We start from the raw sequence: 15,367 nt of genomic DNA on the forward strand, positions 1-15,367 counted from the left end.
CTGCAAGGGCTCACTCACCTGCCCATCCACCAAAACCGCGTTCTCACACAGCCTGGATCGCGAGCGTCACGTCGTCGATGGAGCGCGGCAATTGGGCCGGGGCGACCTGAACGAGGGCGATCCGCTTCGGGTTGTCGGCGATGTCCGATGGCGTCGCGAGCTGGCCGCCCTTGAGGCCGGCCTTCAGGGTGATCAGGCCGCTCGCCTGCAGCAGGTTCAGGGCGCGGCTGAGATTTGTCACGTTGTTGGGCAAGGCTACCGTGGCGCCGGCCGGTACGTCGGCGAGGCTCTTCACCTTGCGCGAGTAGATCCCGAGCGGCTCGATATGGGTGGCCGCGGTCACCGCGAAGGTCGTGCCGAGCTGCGCCTCCTCGGTGCGCAGGTAGGGCGCGTGCTGGAAGAAGTTCGCATCGGCGTCGCCGTGGAGGATCAGGGAGTTCGGCCTGATGTCGCCGGAGATCTCGATGATCGCGACATCGAGATCGGGGGCGAGCTTCTCCTTCACGAAGCGCAGGATCTCGGCATGCGGCACCGAGGAGGCGACGATCCGCAACGGTGCGGAGAGAGCGGCGCCGGAGAGGAGCGACAAAGCCGCGGCGGCGAGCAGGGTGCGTCTGGCGAAGGCGAGCATTGTCAGTCCTGTGGACGATGTCCGGGGGCGCCGCGGCCCGCGTGCCGGACCTGTGCCGGCGAGCGTCAATTTGTTCTTCTCAAAGAACGATCGGCCGGAGGGCGGCGAGGTGGCGCTTGTCGCCGAAGGCGACGCCGGGAACAAGAGCGCGCGACCACGAATCGTTTATTGATGCGAAATTTGAAAGAAATCAGCTGCACCGCGCGTCGAGAGAGTAACGCTGTCTTCCTTCCGCGCGTTCTTCAAAAAGAACATTCTCGTTGACTCAGGACCATCCCGAAGCGGAGCATGCCGGTCCCGGGCCGCGCCCGATCCGGATGCGCCGGTGCTGCCACGGCCAGCCCCGCGCCGGCGAGCGCCCGGCCTTTCGCCTCCCCTTTCCAGGCCTTTCATGCCCGATCGCCGCCAAGCCCTCGCCCTCCTGTCGTCGACGCTGCTCCTGCCGCTCGGCGCCCGCCTCCCCCACGCGCAGGAGGCGGAGACTCTGTCTCGCGCGCGGGAGGCGGAGCCGCGGCGGGGCGGCACGCTGACGCTCGTCGAGGTCGGCGAGCCGACCACCCTCGTGCCGCTGACCGACTCGAACACCCGCACCCGCAATCTCAGCACGAAGGTCATCGAGGGCCTGCTGCGCTTCGACGCCAGCTTCGCCCCGCAGCCGCTCCTGGCCACCGGCTGGAGCGTCAGCGAGGACGGCCTGCGCTACCGCTTCACCCTGCGCCCGAACGTCAGGTGGCACGACGGCAAGCCGTTCACCGCCGCCGACGTGCGCTTCTCGCTCCTGGCCCTGAAAAAGATCGGTCCGCGCGGACGCATCACCTTCGCGAACCTCGTCGAGGTCGAGACGCCGGACCCGCTGACGGCGATCCTGGTCCTGTCGAAGCCGACGCCGTATCTGCTCAAGGCGCTGACCGCGGCCGAGTCGCCGATCATGCCGGCCCACGCCTATTCGGGCGAGGCCTATGGCGAGAGCCCGAACGGCAGCGCTCCGATCGGAACCGGGCCCTACATCTTCGTCGAGTGGGCGCGGGGCAGCCACGTCGTCCTGCGCCGCAACCCGGATTACTGGCAGCCCGGACGACCGTTCCTCGACCGGATCGTGGTCCGCTTCGTCGCCGACACGATGGCGGTCTCGACGGCGCTCGAATCCGGCGAGGCCGACGTCAGCTACAGCGTGGCGCTGCCGGAGCTGGAGCGGCTGCGGTCGCATCCGCGTCTCGCGGTGACGACGGCCTCTGACGACTACCTCAACAACGCGCAGGTGCTGGAATTCAACCTCGACCGGCCGGTCCTGGCGCGCCGGGAGGTCCGCCACGCCCTCGCCTCGGCCATCGACCGCCGGATCATCACCGGCACGATCTTCTACGGTCACGCCCAGGCCGCCGGCTCGACGATCCCCGCGGCGCTCAAGGCCTATAACGACGAGGCGCCGTTCGCCCATCCGTTCGACCTCGCCCGGGCCAATCGCCTGCTCGACGAGGCCGGACTGCCGCGCGGGCCGGACGGCACACGCTTCGCGCTCCGGCTGACCTTCCTTCCGGGGCCGACCTTCAGGAAGACCGCCGAGTACCTGCGCGCCGCATTCATGCGCGTCGGTGTCAAGGTCGAGATCGCCGACGGCGACCTCGCCACCTTCATCCGCCGCGTCTATACCGAGCGCGATTTCGACTTCAACCTCAACGGGATCAGCCGCCTGTTCGACCCCACTATCGGCGTGCAGCGGCTGTACTGGTCGGACGGGATCAAGCGCCCCCTGCCCTACCTGAACGCCGCCCATTACAACAATCCGGCGGTCGACGACCTCTTCCGCCAGGCGGCGACGGAGGTCGACGAGGCGCACCGACGCGACATCTTCCGCACGATCCAGGGCATCGTCGGACCCGACCTGCCGGTCGTGGCCCTCGTGACGATCCCGACGGTCGCGGTCCAGAACTCCCGGGTGCGGCGCCTGTTCAACAGCATCGACCTCGCCGCCGGCGACTTCTCGGAGACCTGGCTCGCGCCGTGACGGACTACCGGGATCGGCCGAGGGGATCCGCATTCAGGTGACGTCGGTCGCTCAATGGAGCACGAGGCTGGCAGAGCCCCTCGGACAAGGCCTGCCGACGCCGTGCCACGGGAGCCGATGCCGTGACGCGATCGGTCATCGCCCGGACAGGCCCCGGGAGGCGGAATGACGCGGGAGCGCTGCCTTCAGGGATCGTCACTCGGCGCGGCGAGCAGGTGCCGATGCAACTGTGACCAGAGGGCGGGCGTGCTCGACGGTCGCAAGATATTCCTCGCCCGCGCAGCGAAGGCCCGGTCTCACCTCGCGCAGGATCGTGACCATCCTGCTGCGCGGCGAGGTGGTGCGGGGGCTGACCACCGCGGCGAGCCTGTGGGTGGCGGCGGCCTCTACGTCGCGGCGATGATCGTGGTGGTGATCCTGGCCGGGGTGACGCCGATCGAGGAGCATTACCAGGAGCGGATCCGCGCGCGCCCTCCGCGGACTGTGGCCCGCAGCGGCGAGATGTCGATCGACGTGCTGCAGCAGGTCTCGGGCGAGCGCTCGTCGCGGATCAAGCAGTTCGTGGTGCGCCAGTCGACCTCGGAGGGGCTGGACGAGGTGACGGTGACGTTCGTCCGGCTGTCGCAGCGCAGCGTCGAGGCGATCGCCGCGCGGCTGCACGCGCATCCGGGGATCGTCAGCGTCGAGACCGACATCGGCTGACGATCGGGCGCTCGTCGTCCCCTCCCGAAGGCAGGAGCCACTATCCGCCGGTCCATAGCCCGGACCATCGGCGGACAGGATCGCCATAAAGGGAATGGCGCCGGTGTCCGCGATCCCTGCCGGCTGGCGCGACCACGCCAGCCGGCGCCAAGCGATAGTTTACAAAATCGATCGAATAAAATAACAAGCGCGCCATGACGGGGCTGCGGCCACTGCGCCATGGGTTGCGCCATGGGCGGACGGGTCGCCGGAAGCGGGCTCTCATGGCGGTCGATCTCTCAACCAAGGCGCCTCGGGCGATATCGGGCGCGCTTCGAACGGCGTCGCGCAAGGCGGACCGCAGGCCCTGGAGCGAGCGCGAGCTGATCGTCCTCTCCTGGTTGGCGCCGTTCCTGTTTGCGCTTGTCTGGGAAGCCTTGTGCCGGTTCGGCGGCGTGAACCCGCAGGTCATGCCGGCCCCGAGCGCGGTGCTCGCCACGGCCTGGACGCTCGTCACCGACGGGTCCCTGTTCGTGCATCTCGGCTACAGCCTGCTGCGTGCTGCGACGGGCTTTGTCATCGGCGGCGGCATCGGCTTCGGGCTCGGTCTGCTCGTCGGCTTCTCGCGCCTCGCCGAGGCGCTGCTCGACCGCTCGATCCAGATGATCCGGGCGATCCCGTTCCTCGCCCTCCTGCCGCTGGTCATCGTATGGTTCGGCGTCGACGAGGCCGGCAAGATCTTCCTCGTCTCGCTCGGCGTGATGTTTCCCATCTACATCAACACCGTGCTCGGCATCCGCCAGGTCGACCCGAAGCTCCTCGAGGTCGCGAAGGTGACGGGTCTGAGCCTGCGCGGGCGCATCACCAAGATCATCCTGCCCGGCGCGATGCCGTCGATCCTGACCGGCGTGCGCTACGCGCTGGCCGTCGCCTGGCTGGCCCTCGTCATTGCCGAGACCATCGCCACCACGAAGGGCATCGGCTTCCTGGCGATGGATGCGCGCGAGTTCCTGCAGACCAACGTCATCGTGCTGACGATCGTCATCTACGCGGCGATCGGCGTGATCGCCGACGGGATCGCCCGGGCCCTGGAGCGCCGGCTGCTCGCCTGGCACCCCAATTTCGTCAAGGGAGGGCGTCGATGAGCGCTGCCGTCACCGTCCGGGGCCTGCGTCGCCGCTACGGCGAGCGGGTCGTCATCGAGGGCCTGGATCTGAGGATCGAGCTCGGCGAGTTCGTCGCCATGCTGGGGGAGAGCGGCTGCGGCAAGACCACCCTCTTGCGGGCGCTGGCCGGCCTCGACCCGGTCGATGCCGGGCGGATCGACGGCCCGGCCCAGCCGGCGGTGGTGTTCCAGGAGCACCGGCTGCTGCCCTGGGCCCCACTCTGGCAGAACGTCGCCCTCGGGATCGAGACGCCGCAGGCGCGGGACCAGGCGGTCGCGGCCCTGCGCGAGGTCGGCCTGTCGGGGCGCGAGACCGACTGGCCGCGCAACCTCTCGGGCGGCCAGGCCCAGCGGGTGGCGCTCGCCCGCGCCCTGGTGCGGGAGCCGCGGCTCCTGCTCCTCGACGAGCCCTTCGCCGCCCTCGACGCGCTCACCCGCATCAAGATGCACGACCTCATCAAGGACCTGGTGGCGCGCCACCGGCCCGGCGTCCTCCTCGTGACCCACGACGTCGACGAGGCGATCGCCATCGCCGACCGCATCCTGGTGATGCGCGGCGGCCGGATCGCCGCCTCGTACGACGTGCAGGCCGAGACCGCGGCCGGGCCAGCCCCCTTGCGCGGCAAGCTCCTCGGCGAGCTCGGCGTCACCCGCCATGACCGCGCCGCCTGATCGACGGACACCGAAGTCACAGGACTCCTTCCGCATGACCCGCACGACTCCATTCGGTCTCGACCGGCGCCGGCTCATCCTGGGCGCCGGGCTGGCGCTCGGCGCCGCAGCCACGGGCCTCGGCCCCGCCCGGGCGCAAGGCTCCGGCAATTCCGGCACCCGCGACACCGACACCGTCCGCCTCGGCTGGGGGCGAGGCGGCCTGCCGCTCATCGCCCGCGAGCGCGGCGCGTTCGAGAAGGGCCTCGCCGACCAGGGCATCACGGTGAAGTGGGTCGGCCCGTTCCCCAACCACGCGCCCTCGCTGCAGGCGGTGGTCGGCGGCAGCGCGGATTTCGGCTTCTGGGGCAGCACCACCCCGGCGCTCGCCGCCATCATCGCCGGCTCGCCGCTCGTCTTCACCAACTACAACGTCTACTCGCCGCGCTCGACGGCGATCATCGTCAAGAAGAATTCCGGCATCGATTCGGTCAAGGACCTTGCCGGCAAGAAGGTCGCGGTGAACCGCTCCGGCCTCGGCGAGTTCCTGCTGGTCGCGGCCCTGGAGAAGCACGGCGTCGACCGCAAGTTGGTCGAGTTCGTGTACCTCAACCCACCGGACGCCTCGCCGGCCTTCGGCCAGGGCCGGGTCGACGCCTGGTCGATGTGGACCCCCGCCGTCGACATCGCCCGCGACCAGTACAACGCCAAGAACATCTTCTTCGAGGGCACCGACCTCGACTTCCTGATCGATTACTCGTCCCTCGTCACCTTGCGAGACTTCGCGACCCGGAACTCCGCCCTCGTGCGCGCGGTGATCGACGCCTATGCCCGCGAGGGGCAGTGGATCAGCGAGCACCCGGTCGAGGCCGAGACCATCGCCCAGAAGGAGGGCAAGTACGGCGACGCCGTGCGCGACCACCTCGCCGGCCTCAAGCGCCAGAACCGCTTCTACGAGGCCGACGACGCCGCCTTCCTCGCCGGCTTCCAGAAGGCAGCCGACTGGCTCGCCGACCGCGCGATCCTGCCGCGACGGGTGCGGGTCGCCGACCACTCCGTCCGGGTCTGACACACCTTTCCCCCAACTCCGCCCGGAGCGCGCCCATGCCCTCTCCAAAGCCCGTCCGCCTCGGCGTCAACGTCCTCGCCTCCGGACGCCACGACGCCGCCTGGAAGACCTTTTCGGACCCGGCCTCGCTGCCGACCGACATCGACGCCTTCCTGCACATCGCCAGGGTGGCGGAGAAGGGCAAGATCGACGCGCTCTTCCTCGCCGATGGGCCCGGCGGCCTCGTCGACGAGGCGCTGCACCGGCCCTGGCGCGCCCTCGACCCGGTGACGCTGCTCGCCGCCCTGTCGCAGGCGACGAACCATATCGGCCTCGTCGCCACCACCTCGACGATCTTCGGCCATCCCTATGTCGTGGCCCGCCAGATCGCCTCGCTCGACCACATCAGCAAGGGCCGGGCAGCCTGGAACGTCATCACCAGCCAGACCCCGGTGGCACTCGCCGCCTACGGGCTTCCCCACGGCTTCGACCAGGAGGAGCGCTACCGGCGCGCCACCGAGTTCGTCGAGATCGTCACCGGTCTCTGGGATTCGCTGCCCCGGGAGGCGGTCGTCGCCGACCGCGACCGTCACGTCTTCGTCGACGAGGCGCGGGTCCGTCCGATCGCCGTCGAGGGCCGCCACTTCAGCGCCCGGGGCGCGCTGTCGGCCCCGGTCGGGCCGCAGGGGCGGCCGGTGATCTTCCAGGCCGGGCAGTCGGAGGACAGCAAGGCCTTCGGGGCCCGTTACGCCGACGCCCTGTTCACCGGCCAGCGCCTGATCGGGCCCGCAAAAAAATTCTACGCCGACGTCAAGGCGCTCGCCCGCAGCCACGGCCGCGATCCCGACCAGCTCCTCGTCATGCCGGGCCTGTTCCCGATCGTCGGCAGCACCGAGGACGAGGCGTTGCGGCGCAAGGCCGACCTCGATGCCGGCCTCGACATCGACTTCCTGCGTGGGGAACTCGCCCGCCACTTCGCCCTCGACCCCGACGACCTGCCCCTCGACGCTCCCCTGCCCTACGATCGGATCGAGGCGGCCGAGCCGCGCGTGCCGATCGCCTCGCGCTGGCCGCGCAAGCAGATCCTCGCCGAGGCGGTCGAGCACGGCTGGACGGTGCGGCAGGCCGCCCTCAGCAACATCGTCGGCGGCCACCGGATGATCGTCGGCCCGCCGGAGGTCATCGCAGCCGACATCCTGCACTGGTTCGATACGGGTGCGGCGGACGGGTTCAACCTCAACATCGACGTCCAGACGAGCGGGCTCGAGGACATCGTCGATTCGGTGCTGCCGCTCCTGCGCAAGGCCGGACGGTTCCGCGACGATTATACGGGCCAGACCCTGCGCCACCATCTCGGCCTCGATCCCTACACCGACCCGCGCGACGCCGAGCCCCTGCGCCGCACCGGCACCGGCCGATAGGAGGCCTCGATGCTGCAGGGACACCAACTCGACCCGGCCGCCGCCACCCGGCCCGACTGGAGCCCGGTCACCCGCCACCTCGGCCTCGCCGCACTCTTCGCGGATTTCGCCGAAGGCGCGGCCGCCCGCGACGTCGCGCGGCGCCCGATCACCGCCGAGACGGCGGCGCTGAAGGAGCGCGGCTTCGGCGCCCTGCGGCTCCCCCGCGAGGCGGGCGGGGCCGGCGTGAGCCTGCCCGAGCTGTTCGCGCTCGCCCGCGACCTCGCGAGTGCCGACCCCAACATCGCCCACGTCTTCCGCAACCACTTCTTCGCCGTCGAGCAGCACCGGAAGACGCCGGGAGCGCCCTTCTCCGCCCGCATCCTGGCGCTGGCCGGCGAAGGACGGATGTTCGGCAACGCCGTCTCGGAGGCCGGCGGCGGGCCGGCCGGCAGCCGCGGCCAGGTGCCGGGCGCGCGGCTGGTGCGCGACGGCGACGGCTATCGGGTCTCCGGCCGCAAGATCTACTCGACCGGCAACGTGTATGCCGATCACCTCTTCGCCTCGGCGGTGGACGAGGCGAGCGGCCGGACCGTGCAGTTCCTGGTCTCGACCAAGGCCCCGGGCGTGATCCTCGACGACGACTGGACCGGGTTCGGCCAGAAGCTCACCGGCTCGGGCACCACGGTGTTCGAGAATGTGGCGGTGGCGCCGGATGACCTGTTCGCGCTGCCGGAGCGGGCCGAGGGCGAGCCGCATCTCTACGGCTTCACCTTCCACCAGGTCTACCTGACGGTGGTGATCTCCGGCATCGTCACCCGGATCCTCCAGGACGCCCTGACGCTGGTGCGGGGACGCTCGCGCAACTATTACCACGCGCTCGCCGAGCACCCCTCGCAAGAGCCCGAGATCCAGGCGGTGATCGGGCGCATCGCCGCCCAACGGGCCGCGATCCTCGCGGTGACCGACCGCGCCGTCGCGGCCCTCGACCTCGCCTGGGCGCGAGCGGCGCATCCCGACGCCGAGGCCCTGTCGATCGCCGCCAGCATCGCGGCGGCCGAGGCGAAGATCGTGACCGACGAGATCGCAGCGACGCTCGCGAGCCTGCTCCTCGACGTCGGCAGCGGCAGCGCCGTCGCGACCGACCGGGCGCTCGACCGCCACTGGCGCAACCTGAAGGTCATCGCCGCGCACAACCCGCGGATCTACAAGGAGCGGGTGGTCGGCGACCACTACCTCAACGGTGCCCTGCCCCCGACCGGGGCGTTCTTCTGAGCCGGGCCCCGGCCCACGCATCATCACCACGAGAGCCGGATGACGAAGACCATCACCGCGCGGGCCTTGCGCGCCCACTGGGCCGAGGGCCGCGAGATCGCCCTCCTCGACGTGCGCGAGGAGGGCCCCTTCGCCGAGGCGCATCCGCTCTTCGCCCTCAGCGTGCCGGTGAGCGAGATCGAAACGTCCGTGCCGGCCCTGGTGCCGCGCCTGTCGGCCCCGGTCGTGGTCTACGATTCCGGCGAGGGCTACGCCGTGCGGGCAGCCGCGCGCATCGCCGCCCTCGGGTATCGCGACGTCGCGGTCCTGGAGGGCGGGCTCCAGGCCTATGCCCGTGTCGGCGAGGTCTATCGCGACGTCAACGTGCCCTCGAAGGCCTTCGGCGAGCTGGTCGAGGCCATCCGCCACACCCCGTCCCTGCCGGCGGCCGAGATCCGGCGCATCCTCGATCAGGAGGAGGACGTGGTGGTGGTGGATGCCCGCCGCTTCGAGGAATTCGCCACGATGAGCATCCCGGGCGGACGCAGCCTGCCGGGGGGCGAGCTCGTCTACCGCATCCGCGAGGCCGCGCCCTCCCCCGACACCCTGGTGGTCGTCAATTGCGCCGGCCGCACCCGCAGCATCATCGGCACCCAGAGCCTGGTGAATGCCGGCCTGCCGAACCGCGTCGTGGCGCTTCGCAACGGCACGATCGGCTGGACGCTGGAAGGCCTGCCGCTCGCGACGCGCCGCACCGAGCAGGTCGCACCACCGTCCGACGCGACGCGCGCCTGGGCCCGCGAGCGGGCGGCAACGTGGGCCGCGCATGTCGGCGTGCCGGTGATCGGGGCGGAGGACCTCGCCCGGTTCCGTGCCGAGGCCGAGACACGCACCCTCTACACCCTCGATGTGCGCGACCCCACCGAGCACGCCCTCGGCCACCCGGCGGGCTTCGCCTCGGCGCCGGGCGGGCAGCTCGTCCAGGCGACCGACGAGTGGCTCGGCGTGCGCGGCGCCCGCGTCGTGCTCTACGACGACGACGGCGTGCGCGCCCGGATGGCGGCCTCCTGGCTCGTCCAGATGGGGTGGGACGCGTTCGTCCTCGCCGAGGGCGCGGCGCTGCCCGATGCCTTTCCGGCGCCGGAGCCAGCCCGGGTGACCCTTCCGGCCGGGCCGGCGCTCTCGCCGGACGACCTCGCGACGCGGACGGACGCGACCATCGTCGATCTCGCCCGCAGCCCGGCCTACCGACGCGGCCACGTCCCCGGTGCCTGGCACGCCTCCGGTCCGGCGCTGGCCCGCGACCTCGCCGCCCTGCCGGGCGACGGCCCGGTCGTCCTGACCTCGCCGGACGGGCGGATCGCGGCGGGAAACCTCGCCGAGGCGCGGGGCGCGACGACGCGCCCGGTGCTGCTGCTCGCCGGCGGCACCCGGGCCTGGGCCGATTCCGGCCGGCCGCTCGAGACGGAAGGCCGCTTCTTGTCGGAGCCGGTCGACGTCTACAAGCGGCCCTACGAGGGCACCGACAACGCCCGGGCGGCGATGCAGGGCTACATCGACTGGGAGCTGCAGCTCGTGGCCCAGCTCGCCAATGACGGGATCGCCCGCTTCCGCGTCGCCCGCGCGCCCGACGCGGCGCCGGCCTGATCGGCCTGCCGCACCCGCTCACGGGCGCGGCTTCGATCGTCTCATGCCAGCACGCTTGTGCATCGACACGTCGATGCACAAGCGTTCGGCACATCAGCGCCGGCGCCCATGCGGGCTCGCCTTGCACTTTCGAACGCGTCCGTTCGAAAGCGCTGCGGTATCAGGCTTGGCCGACGCGGTACTGCCGCGGCGGGGCCGTCCCGTTGACGGCGAAGTCGCCGACGGTGCGGTCGCGGTAGATGCGGGGATTGTGCGTGGCGATGGTGCGGGCGTTGCGCCAGTGGCGGTCGAGGGCGAGACCGCGCCGGGTCGAGGAGGCGCCGAGCGCGTCGAAGAGCTGCGTCGTGGCGTCGAGCACCAGCCCGGTCACCACCGTCACCGCCTGGTTGACCTCGACGTCGGCCACCGTGGCGGCGACGGCCGCCTCCTCCCCGTCCCCGGCCCGGTCGGCCTCCCACACGCGTTGAAGCGCTTCCGCCGCCTTGAGCACGATGGCACCGGCCGCGTAGGCCGCCCCGCGCACCCGCCCGACCACCTGAAGCACCTGCGGGTCGTCGGCGGTGCGGGCGGCGTTGCCGTGGCTGTAGACCCGGGTGCGCTCGGCGACGAGGCGGGCGACGTCGCCGGCCGCGGCACGGCCGATCCCGGCCAGCGTCGCGAGGTGGACGAGTTGGTAGAACGCCACCGCGTAGCGGAACCGGCCGGGATCGGGATTCACCCAGGCCGCCTCCACCGCCACACCGGTGAACTTCGCCGTGCCGCTGGCGGTCAGCGCCTGGCCGAAGCCATCCCAGTCGTCCAGCACCTCAACCCCGGTGGCCAGGCGCGGCACCGCGGCACCGATCGGCTGGCCGGCCTCGTCGACCGCCGCCAGGTGGATCCAGTCGGCGAAGAGCGAGCCGGTGGTGTAGAACTTGGTGCCGTCGAGAATGTAGCCATCGCCGCGCCGCTTGAGCACGGTGTCGAAGCTGCCGACCTTGGCGGCGCCGGTCTCGGAGACGCCGCTGCCGACCGTCTGGCGCGCGGCGATCCGCGGCAGCCACTGGCTGCGCCAGTCCGGATGGGGTGAGTTCAGCACGTCCTCGGTGAAGCCGAAATGCGCGCGCAGCGCGTTCGTCACGTTGGGATCGCCCACGGACAGTTCGATCAGGAGCCCGAACAGCTCCGGCAGGCTCGCCCCGTGCCCGCCCTCTCCGGGCGGCAGCCGCAGGGTGGTGAAGCTCGCCTCCTTCAGCGCCGCGAGTTCGGCATGGGGCAGGCGCCTTTCGTGGTCGCGCGCGGGCGCGCCCGCGCGGATCTCGCGAAAAACCGGCCGGAAGCGCTCGGCCAGATCCTCGTAGCGGGCGCTCGGGCCCGCACCCCAGCCGGTCTGGATCTGCGTCATCACGGTCGTCCCATCCTGTCGGTCGGCGCTCGCCGATCGGGGCGCCGACATCCCGAAACTCATGCCCGCGCCCTCGCGATCACGTTCGTTTAAGAGAACATAAATCGGACGGTCGGCACTACGGTAGAATGATTTTCGCCGCGGCACACTCACCATGCAAGCATTGGCTGATGTATAAATGCCCATACCTGCGATTTTGAAAGAATCGCACTGCTGAAGAGCGAACACGAAGAAGCACTGTTTCCGACGGGTCGTTCTTCAAAAAGAACATTCTCGTTGACATGGGCGAGGTCGCGGCCGAGCCTGCACGCCTCGTCCCTCACCGGAGCCCACGATGATCGCCGATCCGCCCCCTCACCGTTCGAGCGGCCGCGCCGCCGGGAGAGCGTGATGCTCGCGCGTCGCGCCATCCTGGCCGTCCTGCTCGCGGCCGCCGCGGCTCCGGCCCTCGCCCAATCGGCCGTGCCGACTCCCGTCAAGGCGGCGCTCGAGAAGCGCGACCTGCGGGTCGGCTTCACTCCGGGCCCCTACGAGGACGCGTTCAAGGCCGGCGTCGCGCCGGTCCTCGGCGCGCAGGGCTACCGCATCGCCTACGCCCATTTCAGCACCGGGCTCGAGGTCAACAAGGCGGTGGCCTACGACGAGGTCGACGCCAACGTCATGCAGCACAGCGTCTACCTGAAGGCCTATAACGACCGGAACGGCACCGACCTCGTCGGCATCGTGCAGGTGCCGACGCCGCCGATGGGGCTCTACTCGCGCAAGCACAAGACGCTCTCGGCCGTGCGCCCGGGCGCGACCGTCGCGGTGCCGAACGATCCGGTGAACCTGGAGCGGGCACTGAAGATCCTGCGCGATGCCAGCTGGATCGGGCTCAAACCCAACGCCAACCCGGTCGACGTCACCGAACTCGACGTGACCGCGAATCCGAGCGGCATCCGCATCGTGCCGCTGGAGGCCGCCCAGGCGCCGCGCGCCCTCGACGACGTCGACTTCGCGGCGATCCAGGGCAACTTCGCGATCTTCAGCGGCCTCAAGCTCACCGAGGCCCTGGCGCTCGAAAAGATGACTGGGCCGTACATCAACGTGGTGGCGGTGCGCCGCGGCCAGGCGGAGACGCCGTGGGCGAAGGCGATCGTGGCGGCGTACCGCTCGGATGCGTTCCAGGCGGCGATCCGGGCCGACCGCTTCTACGACGGCTTCACGCTGCCGGACTACTTCCGCTGATCCCGCGCCAGTGATCCCGCACCTGGAGGCCTCCCCATGACGAAGCCGATCCGCGTCAACGGGTTCGCGATCCACAGCCCGGTCCATCTCTCGCCCGGTCTGTGGACGCATCCGCGCGACCGCTCGCTCGACTTCAACACCCTCGGCTACTGGACCGACGTGGCCCGGCTCCTCGAGCGCGGCCTGTTCGAGACCCTGTTCATCGCCGACGGCATCGGCATCCACGACGTCTATGGCGGCACGGCCGCGGCAGCCCTGCGCCGCGCCGCGCAGGTACCGAAATACGATCCCATGCTGCTCGTCTCCGCCATGGCGGCGGTGACGGAGCATCTCGGCTTCGGCATCACCGCCTCGGTCTCCTACGAGCCGCCCTTCACCCTGGCGCGGCGCTTCTCGACCCTCGACCATCTGACGGAGGGGCGCATCGCCTGGAACGTCGTCACCGGCTACTCGGCGGCGGCCTCGCGGGCGGTGGGCCGACCCGGGATCACCGCCCACGATACCCGCTACGACATCGCCGACGAGTTCCTCGACGTGGTCTACCGCCTGTGGGAGGAGAGCTGGGAGGACGGCGCGGTGTTGCGCGACCGGGAGCGAGGCCTGTTCGCCGATCCCGAGAAGATCCACCGCATCGTGCATGCGGGCGAGCATTTCCGGATGGAGGGCATCCACCTCGTCGATCCCTCGCCGCAGCGCACGCCGTTCCTGTTCCAGGCCGGCGCCTCGAACCGCGGCCGCGACTTCGCCGCCGCGCATGCCGAGGCGGTGTTCCTGAGCGATCCGTCGAAGGCGGCGATCGCCGCGACCGTGGCCGATACCCGCCGCCGGGCCGCCGCCCGCGGGCGCGACCCCGCCGGGATCCTGTTCTTCGCCCTGATGACGGTGATCGTCGGGCGCACCGAGGCGGAGGCGCAGGACAAGCACCGCGACTACCTCGCCCACGTCGATCCGGAAGGGGCGCTCGCCCTGTTCTCGGGCTGGACCGGCATCGACCTCGCGCCGTACGACCTCGACGACCCGTTCCCGGTGATCCGGAAGGACAATGCGGTCGCCTCGATGGTCGAGTCCTTCGCCCGCTCGGAGAAGACCTGGACGATCCGCGAGATCGTCACCCACAACGCCATCGGCGGGCGCGGCCCGGTCCTGGTCGGCTCGGCCGCGCAGGTCGCCGACGCCCTGGAAGCCTGGATGGACGAGACCGATATCGACGGCTTCAACCTGAGCTACGCGGTGACGCCCGAGGGCTACGGCGACTTCATCGACCTCGTCGTGCCCGAGCTGCAACGCCGCGGCCGCTACAAGACCGCCTACGCGCCCGGCCCCCTGCGGGAGAAGGTCTTCGGGACCGGCCGCAATCTGCTGCCGGCGAGCCATCCGGCGGCGCGGTTTCGGCGGGGGGCGGGGCGGCGGGCAGAGGCGTCGCCGCGGGGCGCCCCAGTCATTTCCCCGAAGTGACCGAGCCGTCGCGGGGATGAGCGGTCATTTCGTCGCCCGAGCCGAGATGTAAGAACCTGTTGACTCACTCAGCAGCATTGACACCCTCCTCGTCATTCCGGGGCCGCGCAGCGGAGCCCGGAATGACACGGTGGATTTGAGATCTGTGGACGCCAATCAAACAGGCTCTGAGAGAACCGAGTGCCTGGAAAGTCTCACCTCGATCAGGCAGCCAAGAAGACCGTGAACCCGCTGCTTCAACCCGGGCACGGGAGCGTGGGACATCCAAGTGGGCGAGACCACCGCTCAACCGCACATGCGACGATAGCGGCGGCAATTGCCCTGCCCCTCCTCGCCGTACACGTCCCTATTCTCGCAACGGTCACGAAGGTCCCGACACATGCGGCGGTAGCGGCGCTCGTCGCGCTCTTCGCGATAGCCTCGCCCATCGTCGATCTCCACGCCACCAGGCCCGATCCGGATACCCTGGGCAAAGCTGGGAGCACCTGAAACCAGCAGCACGACAGTCGTGGCGGCGGCGAACATCAATTTACCCATGATAGCCTCTCCCTCACTCGGCATGACCCGAATGTGAGAGGTGAAACGGCTGAGGCTGAAAATGGTTCGAGGGAGTGCGGGCACGCCGCTATGGCGCGATGCATTCAAACAAGTGAGCGCTTATGAGCTGCGTCGTCGGAGGAGCCTTCGAGCTGCGGTTGTAAGATCTTGGGCGCAGGCCCAGGGCCATGGCCCGCAAACCACTCTCCGCCGCCCTTTGCGCGGTCGAGCTGTCGGGGTTTGACCCCGGCCCATTCCCGCACCTTGCAGCGATACCGAGCG

12 protein-coding genes and 1 pseudogene are annotated in these 15,367 nt (G+C 70.4%); 10 read left to right on the forward strand and 3 right to left on the reverse strand.

The window, feature by feature from the left end; all coding sequences use genetic code 11:
• Positions 1 to 43: 43 nt before the first annotated feature.
• Positions 44 to 631, reverse strand: a complete 588-nt coding sequence (locus tag MFF64_RS27310) for a MetQ/NlpA family ABC transporter substrate-binding protein (RefSeq protein WP_099901870.1) — start codon at positions 629 to 631, stop codon at positions 44 to 46.
• Between the two features lie 391 nt (positions 632 to 1,022).
• Between MFF64_RS27310 and MFF64_RS27315 the strand changes: the two genes are divergently transcribed.
• From MFF64_RS27315 to MFF64_RS27350, 8 genes and pseudogenes are all read left to right on the forward strand, one after another.
• On the forward strand, positions 1,023 to 2,636 hold the full coding sequence (locus MFF64_RS27315) for an ABC transporter substrate-binding protein (RefSeq protein ID WP_238192855.1): 1,614 nt from the start codon (positions 1,023 to 1,025) through the stop codon (positions 2,634 to 2,636).
• Positions 2,637 to 2,952: 316 nt separating this feature from the next.
• Positions 2,953 to 3,338, forward strand: a pseudogene (locus tag MFF64_RS27320) (MgtC/SapB family protein); the annotation flags it as partial.
• Positions 3,339 to 3,601: 263 nt separating this feature from the next.
• Complete coding sequence (locus MFF64_RS27325; protein WP_238192856.1) at positions 3,602 to 4,462, forward strand: ABC transporter permease subunit; 861 nt, start codon at positions 3,602 to 3,604, stop codon at positions 4,460 to 4,462.
• On the forward strand, positions 4,459 to 5,154 hold the full coding sequence (locus MFF64_RS27330; RefSeq protein ID WP_099900199.1) for an ABC transporter ATP-binding protein: 696 nt from the start codon (positions 4,459 to 4,461) through the stop codon (positions 5,152 to 5,154). The genes MFF64_RS27325 and MFF64_RS27330 overlap by 4 nt, the downstream gene beginning before the upstream one ends.
• 34 nt (positions 5,155 to 5,188) lie before the next feature.
• Entirely contained in the window at positions 5,189 to 6,202 is a 1,014-nt protein-coding gene (locus MFF64_RS27335) for an NrtA/SsuA/CpmA family ABC transporter substrate-binding protein (RefSeq protein WP_238192857.1), read from the forward strand.
• A 35-nt stretch (positions 6,203 to 6,237) separates the two neighbouring features.
• On the forward strand, positions 6,238 to 7,602 hold the full coding sequence (locus MFF64_RS27340) for an NtaA/DmoA family FMN-dependent monooxygenase (RefSeq protein ID WP_099900203.1): 1,365 nt from the start codon (positions 6,238 to 6,240) through the stop codon (positions 7,600 to 7,602).
• A 9-nt stretch (positions 7,603 to 7,611) separates the two neighbouring features.
• Positions 7,612 to 8,856, forward strand: a complete 1,245-nt coding sequence (locus tag MFF64_RS27345) for an acyl-CoA dehydrogenase family protein (protein WP_099900205.1) — start codon at positions 7,612 to 7,614, stop codon at positions 8,854 to 8,856.
• A 39-nt stretch (positions 8,857 to 8,895) separates the two neighbouring features.
• Positions 8,896 to 10,482, forward strand: a complete 1,587-nt coding sequence (locus tag MFF64_RS27350; protein WP_238192858.1) for a rhodanese-like domain-containing protein — start codon at positions 8,896 to 8,898, stop codon at positions 10,480 to 10,482.
• Between the two features lie 160 nt (positions 10,483 to 10,642).
• Here the strand turns inward: MFF64_RS27350 and MFF64_RS27355 are convergent, their stop codons facing one another.
• Positions 10,643 to 11,866, reverse strand: a complete 1,224-nt coding sequence (locus MFF64_RS27355) for an acyl-CoA dehydrogenase family protein (protein ID WP_238192859.1) — start codon at positions 11,864 to 11,866, stop codon at positions 10,643 to 10,645.
• A 390-nt stretch (positions 11,867 to 12,256) separates the two neighbouring features.
• Here MFF64_RS27355 and MFF64_RS27360 point away from each other — a divergent pair, with 390 nt between their 5' ends.
• Positions 12,257 to 13,093, forward strand: a complete 837-nt coding sequence (locus MFF64_RS27360) for a MetQ/NlpA family ABC transporter substrate-binding protein (protein WP_238192860.1) — start codon at positions 12,257 to 12,259, stop codon at positions 13,091 to 13,093.
• 36 nt (positions 13,094 to 13,129) lie between these two features.
• Positions 13,130 to 14,548, forward strand: coding sequence for an LLM class flavin-dependent oxidoreductase (locus tag MFF64_RS27365; RefSeq protein WP_238192861.1), 1,419 nt, complete (start codon positions 13,130 to 13,132; stop codon positions 14,546 to 14,548).
• Positions 14,549 to 14,833: 285 nt separating this feature from the next.
• Here MFF64_RS27365 and MFF64_RS27370 read toward each other — a convergent pair whose 3' ends face one another.
• Positions 14,834 to 15,085, reverse strand: coding sequence for a hypothetical protein (locus MFF64_RS27370; protein ID WP_099900441.1), 252 nt, complete (start codon positions 15,083 to 15,085; stop codon positions 14,834 to 14,836).
• Positions 15,086 to 15,367 lie beyond the last annotated feature (282 nt).

This window comes from Methylobacterium frigidaeris, assembly GCF_022179185.1.
GTDB classification, from domain to species: Bacteria; Pseudomonadota; Alphaproteobacteria; order Rhizobiales; family Beijerinckiaceae; genus Methylobacterium; species Methylobacterium frigidaeris.

What these genes read in the sequence shown, in the direction of transcription:
- MFF64_RS27360 (WP_238192860.1), top strand. Translation starts at nt 12,257, where the DNA reads ATGCTCGCGCGTCGCGCCATCCTGGCCGTCCTGCTCGCGGCCGCCGCG.
- MFF64_RS27345 (WP_099900205.1), top strand. Translation starts at nt 7,612, where the DNA reads ATGCTGCAGGGACACCAACTCGACCCGGCCGCCGCCACCCGGCCCGAC.
- MFF64_RS27365 (WP_238192861.1), top strand. Translation starts at nt 13,130, where the DNA reads ATGACGAAGCCGATCCGCGTCAACGGGTTCGCGATCCACAGCCCGGTC.
- MFF64_RS27335 (WP_238192857.1), top strand. Translation starts at nt 5,189, where the DNA reads ATGACCCGCACGACTCCATTCGGTCTCGACCGGCGCCGGCTCATCCTG.
- MFF64_RS27355 (WP_238192859.1), bottom strand. Translation starts at nt 11,866, where the DNA reads ATGACGCAGATCCAGACCGGCTGGGGTGCGGGCCCGAGCGCCCGCTAC.
- MFF64_RS27325 (WP_238192856.1), top strand. Translation starts at nt 3,602, where the DNA reads ATGGCGGTCGATCTCTCAACCAAGGCGCCTCGGGCGATATCGGGCGCG.
- MFF64_RS27370 (WP_099900441.1), bottom strand. Translation starts at nt 15,085, where the DNA reads ATGGGTAAATTGATGTTCGCCGCCGCCACGACTGTCGTGCTGCTGGTT.
- MFF64_RS27330 (WP_099900199.1), top strand. Translation starts at nt 4,459, where the DNA reads ATGAGCGCTGCCGTCACCGTCCGGGGCCTGCGTCGCCGCTACGGCGAG.
- MFF64_RS27340 (WP_099900203.1), top strand. Translation starts at nt 6,238, where the DNA reads ATGCCCTCTCCAAAGCCCGTCCGCCTCGGCGTCAACGTCCTCGCCTCC.
- MFF64_RS27310 (WP_099901870.1), bottom strand. Translation starts at nt 631, where the DNA reads ATGCTCGCCTTCGCCAGACGCACCCTGCTCGCCGCCGCGGCTTTGTCG.
- MFF64_RS27350 (WP_238192858.1), top strand. Translation starts at nt 8,896, where the DNA reads ATGACGAAGACCATCACCGCGCGGGCCTTGCGCGCCCACTGGGCCGAG.
- MFF64_RS27315 (WP_238192855.1), top strand. Translation starts at nt 1,023, where the DNA reads ATGCCCGATCGCCGCCAAGCCCTCGCCCTCCTGTCGTCGACGCTGCTC.